Genomic DNA, 22,644 nt, shown 5'->3' on the forward strand with positions numbered 1-22,644 from the left:
TTGTCAGGAGCTTATGAGCGAGTTTCTGTTCGAGCCGGAAACTCTCTGCTGTTAAGCATTTTGATTTGCCGCCGTTGCGCGGTTTTGTAGAGAAGCGTCTTCTTCCAGAACACCTTTGTCAGACAGTTCCATTTCCATCAGCGCGCGCTCATCATCAAGGATTGCTCGTGCCATTTCTGGTGATACTTGGTTAGCTGGAGTCACTAGGCTCACTGCTACGCCCGCTGTTAGGGCAAACAAACAAGATGGAATGACTGGGTTGCCCCAGAAAGCGGTTAGGTCTGGGCTCATCATTACAGCAAATGAAGCGATAGACGCACCTGCCAATGTTGCCAATGCACCTTGCCAGTTGTAACGCTTCCAGAAGCGACCCAACATACCGCACACGAACATGCCAGACATAACTGTCGAGATCATCTTAGTGATGTAGCCGATGATGTCGTTCGAAGTTAGCGCGAACAGCAATGCACAACCGATCACCACAACCAAAGCCAAGCGAGAATAATTCAACATAGATTCTTTGTTTGGCACGCGACCGGTGAACATGACGTAAACATCACGCAGTAGGATAGACACGCCCGCAATCGCATCGGAACTTGCACTCGACATGGTTGCCGATAGACCTGCAATAAGAACGATAAGACCAACGCCTACTGGCAATACTGTTGCCGCGATGTATGGGAAAGCAAAGTTCGCGTTGTTCAACTCAGGGTCAATTGCATGCGCTGCCATACCAATAACTGCAGGGATGATGGAGAAGAACAAGTACAGCACACCAGAAGCCACGAACGAACGGCGGATGGTTGATACATCTTTGCCTGAGTAGATGCGTTGGCGGAATGAAGGCGTTGCAAGTACACCCACACCAATAACAACAGCAAGAGAAACCGCAGGGATTAGACCAAGCTTATCAATCGCAAGGAAGCTAACCGCTTCTGGGTCCATGGCAGAGTACAGGTTATCCAAGCCGCCAATGTGTTGCACAGACAGTACCGCCATTAGGATGAAGCCAACAAACAAGATGATAGCTTGAATGGTGTCCGTCCAAACCACCGCAGTGTAGCCGCCAATAACCACGTAAATAGTAAACGCTGCTGCGATGATCATCTTCGCAGTGCTCAGCTCAATATCAGCAATCCACGCTAGGTACATACCACCACCAAGGATGTGTGCGCCCAACCAGCCAATAGAAGCGATAAAGATAAGCAGACCAACCACGTTCTTCACGATGCGGTTTGCACCTACGTAGTATGCGAGCTCTTCACTCATGGTCATAAAGTTGAGTTTACGAACTGGCGCGAACCACAGCGCCAATAACAAGATACCAATTGCGCCGCCAATGCCGTAAAGCGCACCAGCCCAACCGTTTGAATAACCAAAGCCAACCGCGCCCATACTTGAGCCCGTGCCAACCATGGTTGCTACCGTGGTACCTAATACGAGGAACAGAGGTAAGCCTCGACCACCGAGTAGAAAGTCTTCACCTGATTTTTGATTGCGAGAGACAAACCATCCCAACCAAATTAAAAATAAGACATACGCACCGAAGCCGGTAAGAAAAAGTGTACTGTTCATTGAACACCTCTCATATCAAAATCCATCTTTCAGATTGATATAATTCCAGCAGCAAGTATTAGATTTTATTCCAGAAATTATCTAATTTTATTTTTATAGCTTTTGCTAAATATATTAGGCACTACTGCTTTATGAAATTATATTTATGTAGGGAGTGAGAGTGCCAAAAAGATAATAACAGGAAAGTAATTATATTTGGCACTCATTAAGTAAAATGTGAACTTTATCGGCGATCTTCGCGGTAGCAAGTCACATCGACTTCGACTTTCACGTCCACCACGAGATCACACACCATGCAAATACGTGCAGGTGGGTGATCACCAAAGAACTCTCTGAACACTTTATTGAACGATTGGAAGTAACGAGAATCCGTTAGTACCACTTTTACGTGCACCACATCAGCTAGCGTGTAGCCTGCTTCTTCCATAATATCGACACAGTTTTGAATCGCTAGGCGAGACTGGTCAACGATACCACCTTCTACCACTTCGCCGTCAGTCATTGGTGTTTGACCCGATACGTATAAGAAGCCGCCCGCTTCTGTTGCACGTGCAAATGGTAAATGTTGACCGCCAGTACCTACGCCGCCTTCTACACCATAACGTTTAATTGACATAATATTCTCCAGTGATAATGCTTAATCTATAAAATTAATTAATTTAATAAGTTATTGATGGGTATTATTTCTATAAATAAATACGCCATTTCTATTTTCGGTGACTTTATCTTTTAAATAAGATAACTCGCCATTTACAAATACAGATTCAATACCTTGCGCGACGGAAATTGGATTTTCGAACGTTGCAGTATCTTTAATTGTATTTGGGTTAAATAAAACCAAGTCTGCGTAAGCGCCTGTTTTTATTTCCCCACGATCTTTCAATTGGTAGCGTGTTGCTGACATCCCCGTCATCTTGTGAATCGCTTCTGCCAATGGGAAAAGCTGTTCTTCACGGCAGTAATGCCCCAAGACTTTCGGGAATGTGCCCCACAAACGTGGATGAGGATGCGGGTCATTTGGTAATCCATCCGAGCCCACCATGGTCAACTTATACTTAAGGACACGTTTGACGTCGTTTTCATCCATGCAGTGATAAACCGCACCCGCAGGTTGCAACGCTTTTGCTGCTTCCATAAGAGGCAGTTGCATCTCGTCAGCAATGTCTTTCAGCATCTTGCCAGCGTGTTCAGGTTTGCTTTCAGACCAAGTGATGAAGATGTCGATTTCATCCGTCACCTGTTTTAAATCCAGCGTTGAAGAACTGGCGGAATATGGGTAGCAATCGCAAGACACGTCTTGATGCTCAGAAACCTTATCCATCAAATCCAGCACTTCTACCGTGCGTCCCCAGTTGCCTGCGCCTGCACATTTCAGATGAGAAATCACCACGGGCACTTTGGCGTACTGCCCAGTTTCAAAGGCTTCTTCCATTGCGCTGATGATTTCTTCAAACTCAGTGCGCATGTGTGTGGTGTAGATACCACCGTGATGACCGAGAATTTCCGCTAAGCGCATCACTTCATCCGCGTTGGCTTGCTTGGCACTCGCATAAGCAAGACCCGAGCTCAAACCCAGTACGCCCTCTTCCATCGCTTGTGCCAGTGTTTGGCGCATTTGCTCGATTTCTTCATCGGTTGCCGTGCGCAGTAAGTCGTCCATCACGTTGTTACGTAAAGTTGTGTGACCGACTAACGCTGCAACGTTGACCGCAGGGTTCGCTGCTTGCACCGCCTTCGCATACTCCGCAAAGGTTGGGTATTTGAAATCTTCCTGCTTGCCCAATAGGTTCATTGGATCTGGCGGAGTATCACTGAGTACCGCAGGGCTCGCGCTAATTCCGCAATTGCCTACGATTACCGTCGTCACGCCTTGGCTGATCTTTGGCAAGCAGTCAGGGTAACGAATCACATTGGTGTCATCGTGCGTGTGCACATCAATAAATCCCGGAGCCAACGCAAGACCCTGACCGTTGATAACCTTCTTTGCAGAAAGCTCGTCTAGCTGCCCTACTTGCTCAATACGATCTTGACGAATCGCAACATCAGCAATGAATGGTGCTGCACCCGTACCGTCAAATACCTCTACGCTTTTGATAATGGTATCGAACAACATACTTCACTCTCTTCGTCCGTCGTTAACATGATTCCATCTTAATAATTCTTGAAACTTAAACAGTGAAGAAACACACAAAAGACTCAGATTTGTTTGATACTTTCTAACATATTATTTATGGTAGTTAGCAACAAACACTTAATATCAATCACTTAGACCATGTTAGAAGTAGGTACGCCATGAAAGACAATCGCCAAAAGTGTGATAAAAACTATCATAATGAGTGTGTTACCACGCCAGGTTACGGAGAGAAGGCTCAACCTGTTGCGTGCAATTCCGATGGGTTACACAGTTTGATCCGTGAAGAGATCACCCTGCCCGCAGCGGTGATCAAATCTTCTTCATTGAAGAACAACCTCGATTGGATGCAGCGTTTCGCCAATCAGCACAAAGTGAAACTGTCACCGCACGGTAAAACCACCATGACTCCCGCTTTCTTCCAGCAACAATTAGAAAACGGCGCTTGGGGCATTACCGTCGCAACGCCAGCTCAGGCAGAGGTTGCGGCACTAGGCGGAGCGAAAAACATCATCATGGCGAACCAACTAGTCGGTCGTGCTAACATGACCATCATCGCCAACTTGGTTGAATCCCACGGGGTCAACTTCTATTGCTGTGTGGATTCAAGCCGAAACGTCAAAGCGCTAGAGCGTGCCTTCGCTGAACATCAATTGCCGCTTAATGTACTGATTGAGTTTGGTGTCGAAGGCGGTCGCTGTGGATGCCGTAATCAACAAGATGTGGTTGAGCTCGCCACACTCATCCACCAGCAACCTCACCTTACACTCAAAGGTATCGAGGTTTACGAAGGTGTCATTCATGGTGACAATGCTGAGCAGGACATCCGTAACTTCCTCAACACCACATTAGAAATCGCAGCCCAACTACAAAACGACAAGTTGATTGAGTCTAAACCTCTGGTCACAGGTGCCGGCTCTGCTTGGTATGACGTAGTTTCTGAATGCTTTGCCAACCTAGAAGATTTTGACGCCATCATTCGCCCAGGTTGCTACGCAATTCATGACACAGGCATTTACCTAGACGCACAAAACAAAGTCATGCAGCGCGCTGAAAACAACCAAGGTGCCGCGTGTGACTTAGGTGGTGATCTGGAATCAGCACTAGAGCTTTGGGCTTATGTGATTTCTCGCCCTGAGCCAACCAAGCTAGTTGCCGGCTTCGGTAAACGTGACGTGGCGTTTGATGCTGGATTGCCAATCCCTGAGCGCGCATACCGCGAAGGTGAGTCAATCTCTATTGAAAGTGCGGTAACGACCGCGGTGATGGATCAGCATGCGTTCATCGAAGTAGACGCAAACAGCGACCTTCAAGTGGGTGATATGATTGCCTTCTCAACCTCTCATCCATGTTTAACCTTTGATAAGTGGCGTGCCGTGGCGGTTTGTGATGATGAGTATCAAGTCACTCATTGGGTGAAAACCCGTTTCTGATGATGAGCTTAGTGAGGCTTTTCGTTATACTTCATGCCAAACCAGTGGAGGCGGCACAATCGCCTCCATGCAAAAGATAGGAACACAGCTTGAGTTTAGAAGTCGATATTATCTCTCAAATCACTGAACGTTTCAGTGCGCTGCGCGATGCCGAAAAGAAGGTCGCGAAGTTGATCATGGACGACATTCAAACTGCCGCCAATGCCAGCATTACTGAACTGGCAGAAAGCGCAGAAGTGAGTGAAGCCACTATCACCCGTTTTGCCAAAGCTATTGGCTGTAAAAACGTACGTGATATGAAGATCAAACTGGCACAAACCTTAACGGTTGGACAACGATTCATCCTTGAGCCACCTGATCAAAGTGGCTACCAAGGCATTTATGAGTCGATCAAGCAATCCCTTGATGTAAACCGCAGTTTGATTGTTGAAGAAGATATCGACACTGCTGTGAACTGGTTGCACAACGCAAGGCAAGTAATCTGTATTGGTATGGGTGGCGGCTCAACCATTGCAGCACAGGAGATGCAGCATCGCTTATTCCGTCTCGGCTACCCTGTTGTGGCGTACAACGATGGCTTGTTATCGCGCATGATTGCGGCGACGGCAGACGCGAATGATGTGTTGGTGATGATCTCAGCCACTGGCTATACCCCTGCCATCATAGAAACCGCGCAATTAGCCAAGCAGTACGGCGTAAAAGTCATTGTGATTACTCCAAAAGACACGCCTTTGACTGAGCAAGCCGATTTGGTTCTGCCTATTGAACACCAAGAGACGGACTTCATCTACAAGCCATCCGCTTCTCGCTACGCGATGTTGGCTTTGGTTGATGTACTTTCGATGGCATTAGCCGTTAATCATAAGCGACGCTCACGCGATAAACTTCGTCGACTCAAAGTTGCCCTTGACTCTTACCGTGGCGGTTTGGAAAGACAGCCTCTCGGGGATTAAACCGAGGTAACTCATATCGATGACAGTCGAATCCGGAAACGACAAAGCCCGATATTCAACATCGGGCTTTTGTTTATTCGCTACTTGGTAAAGGGACGATTGAAAGATATCAACGACTCACCATGCTATATACAAGTGACTTCAAGATGCAGCATTCAGTAGTATTCGCCCCAAGAGCAATCATGCAAATCAGAGATTATGTAGCTTCTTAGTGAGTTGATTTTAAAATTGAAGACTACTTGCTTGCAGACATTTCGGCTGCGGTCGCTGTAAGTGATATAACCTTCACTGTAAGCCCGCTTACCGTTGGTCGAGGTAATGTCGGCATTGAGTTCTAGATGAGCTTTGTGCTCTTCTACACGCGCCATCATCTCATGTACGTCAAGCCACTCTTCACGATTGGCCATTTGGATCAGCATCGATTCCGCCTGTGTTTCTAGCTTTTGCGGATAAACGTAAAAACGGTTATAGGCAAAATAGGCGCTCATTAAAATAAGTATTAACACTGCTGAGGTAGTTCTTGTCATACAAGTTGCCTCTTATCATTATGAATTTCTGCTTTTCTCTATATTCTCAGTATAGGAAGCGGATGGAGTTTAGGTTAAAGAATTCACCCAAATAACAACTTAAGGTCAGAGTCCGTCAATTCCATGACAAGCCACACCGCGATTTAACCTAATTCTAAATAACTAGACACTTTGCCAATAAAAAGTACTAACTCATTGCCCGATTAGAGTCGTCACCAACCTGTGATCAGAACCATTCGGTTGATTTGTCGATGCTCTTGAGCAGATCATCCGATTTGAGTTTTCTGACTTAAGCCAGAGGTGATCAATCCCTATCATGGCGAAAGCAGGAACCGGCAAGCCTTTCACTGATGTTGGCCAACTGGCTACGGGTTGAGTTTGGAAACGAGAAAACAGCCCATTAAACCTCGGGCTTGCAGCAGAAAGATTGAAATCCCCTATCACGATCATTTCCGGTGTTGGGTACAAATCAGTAAGGGTTTCTATGGTTCGAATCAGGGCATTACGGCGTTGCCATAACGGCTCAGTTCTTGGCGAAGGAGGATGCGCCGGCAACAGGGTAATAGGGTTGTCCACTTGCCATGTTGCTCGAATCACCTCTTGACCATCTGGGGTGTGATAAACCGAAACTGGCTCCAAAGGATAACGGCTCAAAATCATCTGATTTGATGGATAACCAACACCGCGCTGGCCGCCGTAATAGAAAGGATAAACATCGTCGAGAAGATGAAGTTTCTCCCCCACTTGAGGCGAGAGCTCTTGCATCACCACCAAATCTGCAGGGTGTTTAAGCAAGTAATTGATGAACTGATTGATGTCCGGATTTTCGTAGAACAGGTTGAATTGGACTATTGTCAGCGGATTTTCGCAGGTTTGGTTGTTTGTGATTTGAGAGGGTAAGGGAAACGCAATAGAAGCGAAGCCGATTAAAGCAGAGAAAATGGCTTTCGCCCAGTGACGACAAACCAAAAGTACCAGAGCAAAACCTAGGTAGACGAATAAAAGGAGAGCGGGAATCGAGGTTAGATTCTCCGCCCACCAAATATCATGATATTGCCTTGCCACCAGCCAAATTGAAGCAGGTAAAAACAACACAATCCATTTAATAACTCTCAGCACACGCACGGCTCATTTAGCGATTACATATCATAAGCTTATATGTAATCGCCCAACTCGCCAGTGCGCTGCTGAACTGTATCTAAACAGATTGGTTTAAATGGAATGAACCGCTTCCGTTGCAGGCTATGTAAGCAGCGCTTTTTCGCTCACTTCGACTTTAACCGCAGCGACCTTGAACTCAGGGATCTTCGCATGCGGGTCAGTTGCCGTTGTCGTTAGGCGGTTGACTGGCGATTCAACAAAGTGGAAAGGAATGAACACCACACCTTTTTGAATCCGCTTGGTCACAAAGGCATCAATCTCAATGCTGCCGCGACGTGTAGACACCGTCAGACGCTGACCATTACTGATGCCAAGCGCTTCTGCGTCTTCCACGCTCACCATCGCACGTGGACCAGCAAGGTTATCCAACCCTTTGGTTTTGCGCGTCATGGTGCCAGTGTGGAACTGCTCAAGTACACGACCTGTAGTAAGCACCAGTGGGTACTCTTCATCTGGCAGCTCAGCCGCATAACGGAACGGTACGCCCACCATTTGCCCTTTACCACGAGTAAACTGAGTTTGGTGCATGATGCGAGTACCGGCAGGGTTGTTCTTGTTGCTCGGCCACTGCACACCGTTTGGCGTAATGGCATCCCAACGAAGACCCGCGTATTGAGGCGTCACTCGTGCGATTTCATTGGTGATATCAGACACGCAATGGTAATCCCAATCACTGCCCATGGCATTGGCGATTTCTTGGATAATCCACCAATCTTCTTTCGCTTCACCCGGCGCCGTTACGACAGGATTCACACGCTGAACACGACGCTCCGTATTGGTGAAGTGACCCGCTTTCTCTGCAAACGAGCAAGAAGGCAGAACCACATCCGCGTATTGCGCGGTTTCCGTTAAGAAGATGTCTTGAACCACCAAGAAATCGAGCGCTTCTAAACCTTCAATCACATGCGCTTGGTTCGGGTCACTCAACACTGGGTTCTCACCCATGATGTACATACCACGAACGTCACGATGGCAAGCCGCATCAATGATTTCTGTCAGGGTTAGACCTTGCTCAGAAGGCAGATTTGGTGCGTTCCATTCAATCGCAAACTTCTGACGCACAATTGGGTTGTATACCTTTTGATAGCCCGGGAAGCTGTTTGGCAAAGCGCCCATATCACACGCGCCTTGCACGTTAGATTGACCACGTAGCGGGTTAATACCACCACCTTCAATACCGATGTTGCCACACAGCAATTGCAGGTTAGCGATAGAACGCACGTTGTCATGACCTGTCGTGTGCTGAGTGATACCCATCGAGTAGTAAACAGCCGTACGATCTGCCGTACCGATCATGCGCGCCATTGCTTGAATGTCTTCGGCTTTTACGCCCGTAACCAACTCCACTTTATCGAGGTTGTAAGCTGGTGACATTACTTCTTGCAACAAGGTATCAAAGCCGTCGACACGTTCTTCGATGTACTCTTGATCGTACCAACCGTTCTTGATGATCTGCTGCATGACGCCGTTCAGGAGCATCACATCCGTGCCCGGACGGTGCGCCATATACAGCTCTGCATGCTCTGCCATATCGACACGTTTCGGGTCAGCCACAATCAAACGAGCGCCGTGGTGACGAATTGCTTGTTTGATATGTGAAGCGATAATCGGGTGCGCCGATGTGGTATCCGAACCAATAATAAAGATCACATCAGAGTGCTTAATGCTTGGAATGTCGTTGGTCATTGCACCACTACCCAGTGACGCCTCAAGACCAGTTACACTCGATGCGTGACACAAACGCGCACAGTGGTCGACGTTGTTAGTGCCTAGTTCACGACGGACAAATTTTTGGAACGCGTAGTTGTCTTCGTTGGTGGTTTTCGCTGAAGAGAAACCCGCTAATGCGTTGCTGCCAAAATCTTGCTTGATGCCAGAGAACTTGCTCGCAATCAGTTGAATCGCCTCTTCCCAACTTGCAGGCTGCAACCAACCATCTTTACGAATCAATGGCGTGGTAAGACGCTCTTCACTGCCAATGAAATCAAAACCAAAGCGCCCTTTCACACACAGCATGCCTTGGTTCACCGGCGAGTCACCGCCTTTCACGTAACGAATCGTATTGGTTGCTTCGTCCACGAACATAGTCAACTTACAGCCCACACCACAGTATGTACAAATGGTGTCGACCGCTTTCAGATCTTCAGTACGACCTTGCGAACGGTCACGACTATCGACCATCGCACCCGTTGGACACACTTGAACGCACGCGCCACATTGCACGCAGTTCGAATCACCCATTAGGGTTAAGCCATTCTTGTTACTTCCAAAGTGTGGACGATCATCAGGACGTAATGCGGGACGACCTTGTTTATCGCACACGAAGTTCAGTACACCGTGCACGGCTTTGTCGCGACACGCTTGGATGCACTGACCACAGCTAATACAGCGGTTAGCATCAAACTCAATAAACTCAGAGCTGCGGTCAACTTCGTACTTATGACGCAAGTCTTTCGCACGAAGATCTAACCAATCTTGATGTGATTTAATCTGCAAGGAGAAGTCAAAGCTCTGCTCAGCTTCATATTCGGTGGAGTAATCTCGCAACGCACAATCGGTATTTGCCTGACAGCCACATTCAAGGCAGCGTGCTGCTTCTTTCATCGCTTCTTCGTTATCAAAGCCCAACTCCACTTCAGCGAAGCTTTGCTCGCGTTGTGCTGGAGTCAGTTCAGGCATGATAGATCGAGCGACTTTCTGGATGTTCTCGAAGTGAAGCGGATCGACTTGAGAGAGTTTCTTCTCTTTGCGCGAGTTGAACGCCGCCTTTGGCATATCTGCCATATCGCCATTCAAAAACAGATCAATGGCTTTTGCCGCAACACGACCATCACCCACCGCTTCAACTGCCGTTGCTGGACCACGGCGGAAATCACCAATACTGAAGATATTGCCCGTGCCGGTGTGCATGGTCTTTTCATCTGCATCAGAGGTGTTCCAGCGCGTAAGTGGAATCGACAAATCTTCACCTTCGAGGAAGCTCAGATCTGGCTTTTGCGATACTGCTGCAATCACGGTGTCGAACTCTTCGGTAAAGAACTCGCCAGTTGGTTTAGGGCTGCGACGACCAGATGCATCCGGCTCACCCAACGCCATGCGCTCTAGACGAATCGCACTCACGCGTCCGGTTTCATCGGCAAGGTTTTCTGCGGGGTTGGTCAAGAAGTGGAATTTCACCCCTTCGTGTTCCGCTTCGACAATCTCGTAGTCTTCTGCCGGCATTTCGTCACGGGTACGACGGTAAATCAACGTGGTGTCTGCACCAGCGCGACGCGCAGTACGAGCACAGTCAATTGCCGTGTTACCACCACCGATCACCGCGACTTTCTGACCCGTTACATAGTTTTGCTCGGTAACGTAATCTTTTAGGTAATCAACGCCTAAGTAGCAACCTTCAAGTTCGCTACCAGTGTAATGCATTTCAACCGCTTGAGACGCGCCGACAGCCAAACACACTGCGTCGTATTCTTCGCTCAATTGAGAAAGCGTGAAATCCACACCCAGCTTTTGATTAGTGTGAACTTGCATGCCATTACGGCACATCAGTTCGATTTCTTTATCGAGAATGTCTTTTGGCAAACGGTATTCAGGAATACCGTAACGCAACCAACCGCCCGCTTTTGGCATGGATTCAAAGACCGTAACGTCGTAGCCTTCGTTCGATAAGTAATAGCCAGCCGTTAGACCACCAGGGCCACTGCCGACGACGGCAATGTTCAAACCTTTGCTTGGTTTCTTTTCTGGTACGTAGGCTTCATGCGCAGACAAATCCGCATCCGCGGCATGACGTTTTAGCTGACGAATTGCAATAGGCTCATCGACTAACGAACGGCGACATTCGCTCTCACAAAATGCAGGGCACACACGACCAATCGATAACGGCATAGGAAGCGTACGCTTAATCACTTCAATCGCTTTTTGATGATCGTTCTGTGCGATGTGATAAAGGTACGATTGTATATCTACGCCTGCTGGACACGCGGTTTTACATGGCGCTTCACAATCGGCGTAATGGTCCGTCATGATGCGGTTGAGTGCATTTCTGCGGTGCTCGCTTAATTGTTCTGATTGCGTGACCACATTAAGGCCGCGGTAAATTTCGAGTTCACACGCACGCTTAGTACCGCCGCTTTCGACTTCAACTACACACAAGTCACACGGTACTTTTTCATTACTTTTGTTCATTCCGCACAGCGATGGGATTTCGACCCCACACACTTTTGCTGCTTCTAAAAGGGTTAGACCCTCTTCTACAATTCTATATTTTCCATCGATGACAATTTCTATCATGCAACCCCCGCAGCAAAGCAAATCCAAATCTGCACAAGTAAAACCATGCATTCTATAAGGATAATCATTTGTAAGACAAGTTAGTGTGATGTAAAACTTATAAACCACATTTTTCACGTGTCATAAAAAGCGAGGGCTTCTTTCGCTAACTTTCAACACTCGGTGTTTAACAAACGTTTTACTCCCTCGAAAGTGCGGAAACTGAAGGGTTGGACTATTTTGATAATAAGAGTAATAAATGATTGACCTTACCCTTAGGTTAACCTTTAGAATCGAAGGGTTTTCATCATTTTCATCAAACACATGGGAAAGGGTATGCACTTAAAATCGCTGCATACAATCTGGTTAACTCTCTTCACGACGCTAGTACTATTGGTATCTAGTGTGGCGAACAGTGAGCCGTTGATGAATATTCAAATGATGTCTACTGGCATGGCTCACCATCCTTCTATGATGAGTGACAGCGAACACTGCGGTATGCCTGGCATGATGGACGTCTCCATGACTGACGCTTCTATGTCCGAAGATGGAGATGCAAGAGAAACCAGCATGAACTGTGGTGGAGGCTCTGGCATGGTTCATACCTGCTGTACTGCCGCGTGTACGATAGTTTTCGTCCCCCTACCGAATCCTGTCAATAGCCCGATGCCCGTCGTCTATCGCGCAACTATTACTCCTGAAGTTGCTTCCCCAGTCGTACACGTCAGCCGCGACCTATACCGACCTCCTATAGCCTAAATCCGTCCTAGCATTCGACCCTGCGCGTGTATCGCAGGTTGTTTTAATGCGCCTGAACGATGAGGTAACAAGGCTTTACTGTTCCCGCAATAAAATCCGCACCTCCATCGATCCGGCGAACACTGGATTTAGATTATGGATATCAAACCATACCGCTTAGCTGCACCTATTTTTATGGTGGCTCTGGTCGCTGCGCCAACCTTGGTTAACGCCGCAGGTAAAGAGACGCACGCAGCGCAAAATTCCGCATCAAGTGAGCGAGCTTCAACGACCAAGCTTGCCCAACTGATCAACGTCGCTTTGAGTAACGATGGCAATCGTAAGCAATACTCAGCGCAATCTGCAGCCATGCGTGAAACGGGCGTCGCGAGCGCGACCTTGATGGACCCAAAACTGAAAGTGGGTTTTGGTGGCTTGCCTGTCGACAGCTTCAAATTCGATGAAGACCCAATGACCAACATCTCCGTTGGTTTAATGCAACAGTTTGAGCGTGGCTCTACGCTTGATTTACAGCAGAAGAAAGCTAATCAACAAGCCGACGGCCTTGGGCTTCAAGTTCATGCTCGTGAGCTTGAGGTAGCCAACAGCATGACTCAACTTTGGTTAGAGCTTGGTTACCAGCAACGCGCGGAGCAAATCATGCTTGAGAACCGCAAGTTGATGAAGGAGATGGAAAGCTTTATTCAAACCAACTATTCGATTGGTAAGAGTGAAGCGCAAGACCTACTCAACGCTCAATTACAAGTCAGCAAGTTGGATGAGAAACTGCAAGCCAACGCACAAATGCAACGTCGTCTTATCTCTCAACTCTCCGAATGGTTGGGGTCAGATTGGTTGGCAAACGAACAGGCTTTGCACGCGAGCAACCAATTGAACTGGGACACACTGAACAGCAAACTTGCTGCGAGTCAGAATTCCACCAAGCATTATCAGCAACTCAGCCAACACCCGATGGTTAAGATGGCCGACGTCAGCATTTCTGCAAATAAAACGCAGGTGGAAATTGCTGAGCAAGCCTACAACCCGCAGTTTGGCGTCGAAGTAATGTACGCCTACCGCCAAGCCGAAAACATGATGGGTGAGCCCGCCTCTGATTTGGTTAGCGCTTACCTCACCATGGACATTCCACTGTTCACAGGTGACCGCCAAGATCGCAATCTCGCGGCCGCTCAATACCAAGTTGGCGCGGCACAATCGCAAAAAGACACCTTACTAACGCAGATGAATGCCAAGGTGAACACTTTGCTGGTTGATCGCGGCAACTTAACCCAACGCTTAGAACGTTATCAATCCACCTTATTGCCTCAAGCGAAAGCGCGCATTCAAGCCGTCGAGCGGGGTTATCAAAACAACACAGCGCAGTTTAACGATGTGATTTCTGCCACGACTGACGAGTTGGCTCTGCAATTAGAGCAACAACGTCTGCTGACCGATCTCAACATCGCAAACAGCAATTTAGCCACCCTACTCGGTGGTTTCGACTACCAAGTGGCTTCACCGGAAGCTCGCTCTATTTCGACATATTAATTTGTGATTCCCCAAGACAGTTGGGGCTACAGCTAGGCGGCAAACGAGAGAATCCCATGAGCACTTTCCCTTATAAACCAAGGGATCTTCTATGTGATTTGGGTGAACGAGAGCAGGCAACAACGCTGTAGCGTCAAATGTGAAGGGGAAAATAAGGTAAAACAATGAAAACATTTAAGATTGCAACCATCGCGCTGATTGTTGGTGGTGCTTTAGGGTTTGGTGCTAATCATTTTCTTACGAGCTCGGCTCACGACATGAGTGCGATGGGTGGCGAGTCTGCTGCAAACTCTAATGACCCGCTTTACTGGGTTGCCCCAATGGATCCGAATTACAAACGCGACAAACCGGGTAAATCCCCAATGGGCATGGATTTGATCCCGGTTTACGCAGAAGACCTATCCGGTGAACAAGACGCATCAGGTACTGTGACTATCGACCCTTCAATAGAAAACAACCTCGGGGTTAAAACCGCAAACGCAACACTACAACAGCTATCACCACGCATCGAAACGGTTGGCTATATTGCCTTTGATGAAAGTCTGTTATGGCAAACCAACGTTCGTGTGGCGGGTTGGGTAGAAAAACTCTACATCAATGCCGTGGGTGAGAAAGTGAAGAAAGGCGATGTGCTTTTCACGCTCTACTCTCCTGAACTGGTTAAAGCACAAGAAGAATTGCTGAATGCGTACCGCACTGGCCGCAAAGGTCTTGTAAAAGGCGCGACCGAACGCTTGGTAACGCTTGGTGTTGACCGCGCTCAAATCAAATCCATTACTCGTAGTGGTAAAGCATCGCAAACCATTGAAATAAAAGCGCCTGCTGATGGCGTTATCGCGAGCTTAAACGTGCGTGAAGGTGGCTATTTATCCCCTGCTCAAGCGGTGATCAGTGCAGGTCCTTTGGACAATGTTTGGGTTGATGCAGAAGTCTTTGAGCGTCAAGCGCACTGGATGAAAGCGGGTTCTCAAGCCACGATGACCCTTGACGCGATTCCGGGCAATGAATGGCAAGGTGTCGTGGATTACGTGTACCCAATCCTCGATCCGAAAACACGTACGTTGCGTGTACGTCTTAAATTCCCTAACCCAGATGGCGCATTGAAGCCAAACATGTTCGCCAATATTGCCTTACAACCTGTCACTGACGACGCAGTGTTAACGATTCCTAAATCATCTGTTATCCGCTCTGGCGGTATGACTCGCGTTGTTCTGGCTGAAGGCGACGGCAAATACCGCTCAGCTCGAATTGGAGTTGGCCGCGAAGCTGGCGAACAAATCGAAGTATTACAAGGACTTAAACAGGGCGACAAGATCGTTACTTCATCTCACTTCATGCTCGATTCTGAATCAAGCCAGTCGGCGGATCTGTCTCGCATCAATGGTGTAGAAGCAGCGGCAGAAACAGCATGGGCCAAAGGTGAGATCACGGATGTGATGAAAGATCACCGCATGCTGACCATCAACCACCAGCCTGTACCAGAATGGGATTGGCCGGGCATGGTAATGAACTTCACTTTCGCAGATGGCGTTGAAATGGGTGACTTGAAAAAAGGTCAGGCTATCGAATTTGAAATGCAAAAGACGGAGTCCGGTCAGTACCAAATCATCGACTATAAGGCAGACAACAGCGTCATTGCCGCAGAAGTTTGGCTAACTGGTGACATTAGCATGCTGATGGCTGATTTTGGCATGATCACCTTAAACCACCTACCGGTTGCAGAATGGAACTGGGATGCTGGCGAGATGAACTTCTCTGTGGGTGAAGACGTTGATCTATCGGGTTTTGAAGAAGGACAGAAAGTTCGGTTTCTAGTTGAAAAACAAGGATCTGACTACGTTCTTAAACAGCTAATTCCTGCAACAATAGCCGTCGAGGGTTAATTATGATCAATGCTATTATTCGTTGGTCACTGAGCAACCGATTCCTAGTGTTGGTCGCGACCTTAGCCCTTGTATTAGGCGGACTTTACAGTGTAAAGAATACGCCTGTTGATGCGATTCCGGATCTTTCTGATGTGCAAGTGATCATCAAGACAAGCTATCCGGGGCAAGCTCCTCAAGTCGTTGAGGATCAAGTTACTTACCCACTCACCACCGCCATGCTTGCCGTGCCGGGTGCTGAGACAGTTCGTGGCTACTCCTTCTTTGGTGATTCTTACGTTTATATCATTTTCAACGATGATACCGACATGTACTGGGCACGTTCACGCGTGTTGGAGTACTTAAGCCAAGTAGCACCAAAGCTGCCACCGAACGCAAAACCAACCCTAGGTCCTGATGCAACGGGCGTGGGCTGGGTTTACAGCTACGTATTACAAGACAAAACCGGCAAGCATGATTTGGCGGATCTTCGCAGCCTGCAAGACTGGTTCTTGAAGTACGAATTGCAAACCGTGGATGGCGTTTCTGAAGTCGCTACCGTGGGCGGTATGGTGAAGCAGTATCAAGTGCAGATTGATCCTGCTAAGCTGCGTGCGTACAACCTCACTTTGCAACAAGTGAACATGGCAATCCAAAACGGCAACCAAGAAACCGGCGCGTCCGTTATCGAAGTTGCGGAAGCCGAACACATGGTTCGTACCACGGGTTACCTAACCAGCATTGAAGACATCAAGTCACTGCCGCTAAAAGTCACTGAGAAAGGCACGCCGTTGCTATTAGGTGATATCGCAGACATTAACCTTGGCCCACAAATGCGCCGTGGTATCTCAGAGCTGAATGGCGAAGGTGAAGCTGTGGGTGGTGTTATCGTGATGCGCTTTGGTGAAAACGCCAGTGAAGTGATTGCGAAAGTCAAAGACAAACTCGCAGACTTACAACGCAGCCTACCAGAAGGCGTGGAAATTGTTGCAACCTACGACCGTTCTACCCTTATCGATTCAGCGGTAGAAAACCTCTGGAAGAAGCTTGCAGAAGAGTTCATCGTCGTCGCGATTGTGTGTGCGTTGTTCCTGTTCCACATTCGTTCTTCGTTGGTTATCGCTCTGAGCCTACCGGTCGGCATTCTCACTGCGTTTATCGTAATGCATTGGCAAGGCATCAACGCCAACATCATGTCCCTTGGTGGTATCGCGATTGCCATCGGTGCCATGGTAGATGGTGCAATCGTGATGATTGAAAACGTTCACAAGCACATTGAACGAACGCCACTGACCGAAAAAAACCGCTGGCAAGTAATTGGCAAAGCCGCAGAAGAGGTCGGCGCACCGCTGTTCTTCTCGTTGCTGATCATTACACTTAGCTTCGTACCGGTGTTCGCCTTAGAAGGTCAGGAAGGCAAGATGTTCTCGCCGCTTGCGTTCACTAAGACTTACGCCATGGCAGCGGCAGCAGGTTTGGCAATCACACTCGTCCCTGTTCTTATGGGCTACTTCATTCGCGGTAAGGTGTTACCGGAACACAAAAACCCGGTTAACCGCAGCTTGGTCGCGTTGTACCGCCCGCTGTTGAATACCAGCTTAAAATACCCTAAGACCATGATTGTTATTGCATTAGGTCTAATGGCGTCGGCTTACTACCCAACCAGTAAACTGGGTAGCGAGTTCATCCCACCGCTGGATGAAGGCGACTTGATGTACATGCCAACGACCTATCCGGGTATCTCGATTGGTAAAGCGCGCGAGCTTCTGCAACAAACCAACAAGCTGATCAAAACCGTTCCAGAAGTGAAAACCGTATGGGGCAAAATTGGCCGAGCTGAGACCGCAACCGATCCAGCACCACTCACCATGATTGAAACCGTGATTCAGTTGAAGCCACGCGATCAATGGCGTGAAGGGGTAACAACCGAGTCACTGCGCAAAGAGTTCGACAAGCTGGTTCAGTTCCCTGGTCTTACTAACGCTTGGGTAATGCCGATCAAGACCCGTATCGACATGCTGGCAACGGGTATCAAAACCCCTATCGGCATTAAGATCGCCGGACCCGATCTGAAAGTGATTGAGAAGATCGGTTCTCAGTTGGAGCCAATTCTTAATGGCGTACAAGGCACGGCATCGGTTTACGCAGAACGTGTAGCAGGTGGTCGTTATGTCACGATCGACATTAAACGTCGTGCAGCGGCGCGTTACGGCTTGAGCATCAAAGACGTTCAGCAGGTGATCTCGACCGCGGTGGGCGGCATGAATGTAGGTGAAACCATCGAAGGCTTGGAGCGTTACCCAATCAACGTTCGTTACCCACAAGACTACCGTGATTCAGTGGTTAAACTGCAAAACCTGCCGTTAGTGACACCAAATGGCGCCCGTATTGCGCTGGCTGATGTAGCGGACATTCGTTACGAAGACGGCCCTCCGATGATCAAGACAGAAAATGCGCGTCCAAACGGCTGGGTATTTGTCGACATTGATGGGCGTGACCTTGGCTCTTACGTCGTGGAAGCACAGCAAGTCGTGGCTGATCAATTGGAACTTCCTGCGGGTTACTCGCTGGCTTGGTCTGGTCAATACGAATACATGGAGCGTGCGAAAGATCGCTTGAGTGTCGTGGTACCAATCACCATCGCCATCATTATGCTGCTGCTTTACTTTAGCTTCCGTCGCGTTGGCGAAGTAATGATCATCATGCTTACCCTACCGCTCGCTATGGTCGGTGGTTTATGGCTCATGCATATCCTCAACTACAACTTCTCGATTGCCGTTGGGGTCGGCTTTATTGCCCTAGCAGGTGTCGCGGTTGAAATTGGGGTCATCATGCTCGTCTACCTCAACCAAGCATGGCACTACAAAAAGCTGGATGCGGAAGAGAGTCAACAGAAGCTTGAAGCGAAAGACCTAACTGATGCTATTCGTGAAGGTGCAGGCCTGCGTGTTCGCCCAGTAATGATGACGGTACTGACGGTCATTATTGGTCTGATTCCGATCATGTACGGCGAAGGCACAGGGTCAGAAGTGATGCAACGCATCGCCGCACCAATGATTGGCGGTATGGCATCAGCACTGCTGCTGACGCTGTTAGTGCTTCCAGCCATCTTCAAGCTGTGGAAACAACGTGAGTTGCGCCCAAACAACTCAACTCCGAGCCAAACAAGCACGCAAACTGGCAACCAAATCGAAAACGCCGACAGCACAGGTCGCACTGGCAACAAGGCTTAATCCCTACCTTCCCCTCAATCAATTCGTTTGGGGGGAAGCAACCAAGTTATTAATGAATTAAAACAAGGATATAAAAATGAAAAAGACACTAATCACTCTTGCTCTAGCCCTAACAACAACGACTGCGTTTGCCCAAATGGATCATTCAAACATGGACCACGCGAACATGGATCATAGCAACATGAAGCATGAAAATATGGACCACGGCAGCATGAAGATGGACCACAGTAAAATGGACCATTCAAACATGATGGATATGCCGGGCATGTCGGCAGTTGGTATGCCTGCAAAAGGGGCAAAGCCAGACAAAGTGGTACACGTTATCTTAGGTGATGACATGACAATCAAGTTCAAGAAGGACGTTAAGATTGAGCCAAACGATGTGGTGCAGTTTGTAGTCATGAACACGGGTAAAATCGACCACGAGTTCACTATCGGTTCTGCCAAAGAGCAGCTAGAACATCGTGAAATGATGAAGACAATGACTGGTGGGCACATGCACGACTCAGGCAATTCTGTGACGGTAGAACCGGGTAAAGCGAAGCAGTTGCTGTGGCATTTCCACGGTGACAACAACGTTGAGTTCGCGTGCAACATTCCGGGTCATGCGGAAGCTGGCATGGTTAAAAGTATCGAGCTGTAGTATCAAATCAGATATACAAAAGGAGCTGTTCATTCAGCTCCTTTCTCATTCAATAACGATTTTTATCTCATTACAAACAGCTCTTCGTGATAGCTTCTTTCAATATTAAATTGACACGCCTCGAGCTCTTTTTTCAATGTTTTTGAGAACGCTTCAGGTCCACAGAAGTACATTTCATACTGATTTAAATGACCACATTGCACGATGATACGCTCAGCATTTAAACGTGGTGCTTTCAGTGTGTCTATCACATGCAAGTTGACGTTGGCTTGGTGAGCAAGGTGCCATAGCTCATCAACTAAATGGCTATCCACACCACGTGTACAATAAAACAAGTGCACGTTATTGTTACTCGCTTTCGTTTTTAATGCTTCCAAAGCAGCAAAGAAAGAAGCAATACCTACCCCACCAGCAACCCAAATTTGCGGTTTATCTAAATCAAATGCTAAACGACCGTAAGGACCTTCTATCGTGACTGCGTCCCCATTTCGCACTCGTTCATAAAGCCCAGTGGTAAAGTCGCCCAGCTCCTTGATTAAGAAACGCAGTTCGTTACTTTCACTACCGGATACGATGGTAAATGGATGCGCATCTTCGTCACCAAAACGCAAGTAGGCAAATTGCCCCACATTGTGCCCTTGCCAAGACGCGTCTGGTTTTAAAACTAACTCCATCACCTCTGCTTGTGGGAAGTAACGTGTAGAAGTCACCATAGCGGAGTGTTTATTCCGACGTCCAACCAAGCCAAACAAACTGTAAAGTGCGGCGATCGAGCCAACGACTGCAAAGGCGACCGTAACGTAGTAAACAGGCTCACCCCAGTACGCGCGTTTTAACAACAGCACGGAATGGATAGCAATCAATAGATAAGCAGCCGACATCAAACGGTGAGAGAGTTTGAACGGTTTGTATTTTATCGCACTCCACAAAGAAACCACCAACAACACCAACAGTAAGTAGAAGCCCCACTCACCAAGGCTCTGCCCAAATTCACGTAGACCACTAACCCAAGCTTCAATACCAGACAAATTACCAGCAGGTCCTGCTCCTGAGTGTTTTACTGGTCTCGCCAATACTCCCGACATAACCAACCATTTCGGCACTTGATACCAAAGCCAGTGCACAATACCCAATGCAACACCGCTAATACCTAACCATTTATGCACTCGATACGCTTTGTCCATGCCATGTAGCCAGTTTTCAACCACAGGCAGACGCATTGCCAACACCATGGTGACCGACATCAACATCAAAGACAAAATGCCTGAATATTGGATCATGGCAGATCGCCATTCAAAGACATTGCTGGAAGAGAAAAGCTGCGGCTCCATCGCAAACCATAATACGGACATCACGGCGATCATTGCCCAGATGATATTGCGGATTGTTTTCATGATTGGTTACTCGGTTAATCGACAACTTTACTTTAGTCCTTCACATGTAAAACAACGTCAATAAGCGTAAAAACGGGTAAAGCTTGGCATATGCAAAGATTCCTACAGAAAAAAGACATGAATCTAACAGTTATTAGAGTATTCACTCGTTATAGTTCCGGGTAATGTCACCAGAGTAAGAACTGGTATTAATAACACTAAGAAAATCAACGATGAAAAAGCTATTTCTGCTGCTCGGATTGTTAGCCTGTTCAAGTGCAACTTACGCCGCCAAAATCAATGAAGACCTCGCTGCAATAGAAGAACATATCTCAGGTCGCATCGGTGTTTCGGTTTGGGATACACAAACCGATGAGCATTGGGATTATCGTGGCGATGAGCGCTTTCCCATGATGAGCACCTTCAAAACACTCGCATGTGCGACCATGCTAAATGACATGGATAATGAAAAGCTCGATAAGAACGCGACCGCTAAAGTAGAAGAACGCAACATGGTGGTGTGGTCTCCGGTGATGGACCGCATGGCTGGTCAAACGACTCGCATTGAGCATGCTTGTGAAGCCGCGATGCTGATGAGTGACAACACCGCAGCCAACATTGTTTTGCGCAGTGTGGGTGGACCTCGTGGTGTGACAATGTTCTTGCGTACCATTGGAGACAAAGCAACCCGACTTGACCGTTTTGAGCCGAGATTGAATGAAGCGAAACCGGGCGACAAGCAAGACACGACAACACCTAACGCCATGGTAAACACCCTACACACCCTACTAGAAGGCGACGCGCTATCGTATGAATCTCGCATTCAATTAAAGATCTGGATGCAAGACAACAAGGTATCTGACTCTCTAATGCGTTCTGTGTTGCCTAAAGGCTGGTCAATTGCAGATCGTTCTGGCGCAGGCGGTTTTGGCTCACGTGGTATCACCGCGATGATCTGGAAAGAAAATCACAAGCCTGTTTACATCAGTATCTATATCACCGGCACCGATCTGTCACTGCAAGCTCGTGACCAAGTGATTGCTCAGATTAGCCAACTGGTGTTGGACGAATACAAAAATATTTAACACTAACTTTATGATTAACAACGGAGCTCTCAGGCTCCGTTTTTTTATATCTACGATCTTAGTTGACATAGGTAGAACGATCGCTCTACCCTAAAGTAGAACATTCATTCTAC

The 22,644-nt window shown here is 47.8% G+C and carries 15 protein-coding genes; 8 read left to right on the plus strand and 7 right to left on the minus strand.

Going from position 1 to position 22,644, the window contains the following annotated elements:
* Positions 1-51 precede the first annotated feature (51 nt).
* The 3 genes from J4N44_RS24220 to J4N44_RS24230 form a co-directional block, all read right to left on the minus strand.
* Positions 52-1,575 (minus strand): sodium:solute symporter family protein, encoded by a 1,524-nt coding sequence (locus tag J4N44_RS24220; protein WP_038895509.1) that lies wholly within the window; start codon positions 1,573-1,575, stop codon positions 52-54.
* A gap of 223 nt (positions 1,576-1,798) precedes the next feature.
* Positions 1,799-2,191: a RidA family protein gene (locus tag J4N44_RS24225; protein WP_005425100.1), complete on the minus strand. Its 393-nt coding sequence runs from the start codon at positions 2,189-2,191 to the stop codon at positions 1,799-1,801.
* 51 nt (positions 2,192-2,242) lie between these two features.
* Complete coding sequence (locus tag J4N44_RS24230) at positions 2,243-3,688, minus strand: N-acyl-D-amino-acid deacylase family protein (protein WP_252045320.1); 1,446 nt, start codon at positions 3,686-3,688, stop codon at positions 2,243-2,245.
* Positions 3,689-3,867: 179 nt separating this feature from the next.
* Between J4N44_RS24230 and J4N44_RS24235 the strand changes: the two genes are divergently transcribed.
* The gene (locus J4N44_RS24235) at positions 3,868-5,139 is read left to right on the plus strand and encodes an amino acid deaminase (protein ID WP_252045321.1); all 1,272 of its coding nucleotides are present in this window, start codon (positions 3,868-3,870) and stop codon (positions 5,137-5,139) included.
* 89 nt (positions 5,140-5,228) lie between these two features.
* Positions 5,229-6,092, plus strand: a complete 864-nt coding sequence (locus tag J4N44_RS24240) for a MurR/RpiR family transcriptional regulator (protein WP_252045322.1) — start codon at positions 5,229-5,231, stop codon at positions 6,090-6,092.
* A 155-nt stretch (positions 6,093-6,247) separates the two neighbouring features.
* Here the strand turns inward: J4N44_RS24240 and J4N44_RS24245 are convergent, their stop codons facing one another.
* The 3 genes from J4N44_RS24245 to fdhF form a co-directional block, all read right to left on the minus strand.
* Positions 6,248-6,619, minus strand: a complete 372-nt coding sequence (locus J4N44_RS24245) for a hypothetical protein (RefSeq protein WP_005452561.1) — start codon at positions 6,617-6,619, stop codon at positions 6,248-6,250.
* Between the two features lie 192 nt (positions 6,620-6,811).
* Positions 6,812-7,738, minus strand: a complete 927-nt coding sequence (locus J4N44_RS24250; protein WP_252045323.1) for an endonuclease/exonuclease/phosphatase family protein — start codon at positions 7,736-7,738, stop codon at positions 6,812-6,814.
* Between the two features lie 123 nt (positions 7,739-7,861).
* Complete coding sequence (gene fdhF, locus J4N44_RS24255; protein WP_252045324.1) at positions 7,862-12,070, minus strand: formate dehydrogenase subunit alpha; 4,209 nt, start codon at positions 12,068-12,070, stop codon at positions 7,862-7,864.
* A 315-nt stretch (positions 12,071-12,385) separates the two neighbouring features.
* Here fdhF and J4N44_RS24260 point away from each other — a divergent pair, with 315 nt between their 5' ends.
* The 5 genes from J4N44_RS24260 (at position 12,386) to copI (ending at position 20,073) form a co-directional block, all read left to right on the plus strand.
* Positions 12,386-12,808: a hypothetical protein gene (locus tag J4N44_RS24260; RefSeq protein ID WP_039840344.1), complete on the plus strand. Its 423-nt coding sequence runs from the start codon at positions 12,386-12,388 to the stop codon at positions 12,806-12,808.
* A 135-nt stretch (positions 12,809-12,943) separates the two neighbouring features.
* Positions 12,944-14,335, plus strand: coding sequence for a TolC family protein (locus J4N44_RS24265; RefSeq protein WP_252045325.1), 1,392 nt, complete (start codon positions 12,944-12,946; stop codon positions 14,333-14,335).
* A 164-nt stretch (positions 14,336-14,499) separates the two neighbouring features.
* Positions 14,500-16,218, plus strand: coding sequence for an efflux RND transporter periplasmic adaptor subunit (locus J4N44_RS24270; protein ID WP_252045326.1), 1,719 nt, complete (start codon positions 14,500-14,502; stop codon positions 16,216-16,218).
* A gap of 2 nt (positions 16,219-16,220) precedes the next feature.
* Positions 16,221-19,430, plus strand: a complete 3,210-nt coding sequence (locus J4N44_RS24275; RefSeq protein WP_252045327.1) for an efflux RND transporter permease subunit — start codon at positions 16,221-16,223, stop codon at positions 19,428-19,430.
* A 76-nt stretch (positions 19,431-19,506) separates the two neighbouring features.
* The gene (copI, locus tag J4N44_RS24280; protein WP_252045328.1) at positions 19,507-20,073 is read left to right on the plus strand and encodes a copper-resistant cuproprotein CopI; all 567 of its coding nucleotides are present in this window, start codon (positions 19,507-19,509) and stop codon (positions 20,071-20,073) included.
* A gap of 62 nt (positions 20,074-20,135) precedes the next feature.
* Here copI and J4N44_RS24285 read toward each other — a convergent pair whose 3' ends face one another.
* Positions 20,136-21,467, minus strand: coding sequence for a ferredoxin reductase family protein (locus tag J4N44_RS24285; protein WP_252045329.1), 1,332 nt, complete (start codon positions 21,465-21,467; stop codon positions 20,136-20,138).
* A 212-nt stretch (positions 21,468-21,679) separates the two neighbouring features.
* Between J4N44_RS24285 and blaCARB the strand changes: the two genes are divergently transcribed.
* The gene (gene blaCARB / locus J4N44_RS24290; protein WP_005452579.1) at positions 21,680-22,531 is read left to right on the plus strand and encodes a CARB/PSE/RTG family carbenicillin-hydrolyzing class A beta-lactamase; all 852 of its coding nucleotides are present in this window, start codon (positions 21,680-21,682) and stop codon (positions 22,529-22,531) included.
* The last annotated feature ends 113 nt before the right edge of the window (positions 22,532-22,644 follow it).

The sequence above is a fragment of the Vibrio sp. SCSIO 43155 genome, from assembly GCF_023716605.1.
Taxonomy (GTDB): Bacteria; Pseudomonadota; Gammaproteobacteria; order Enterobacterales; family Vibrionaceae; genus Vibrio; species Vibrio harveyi.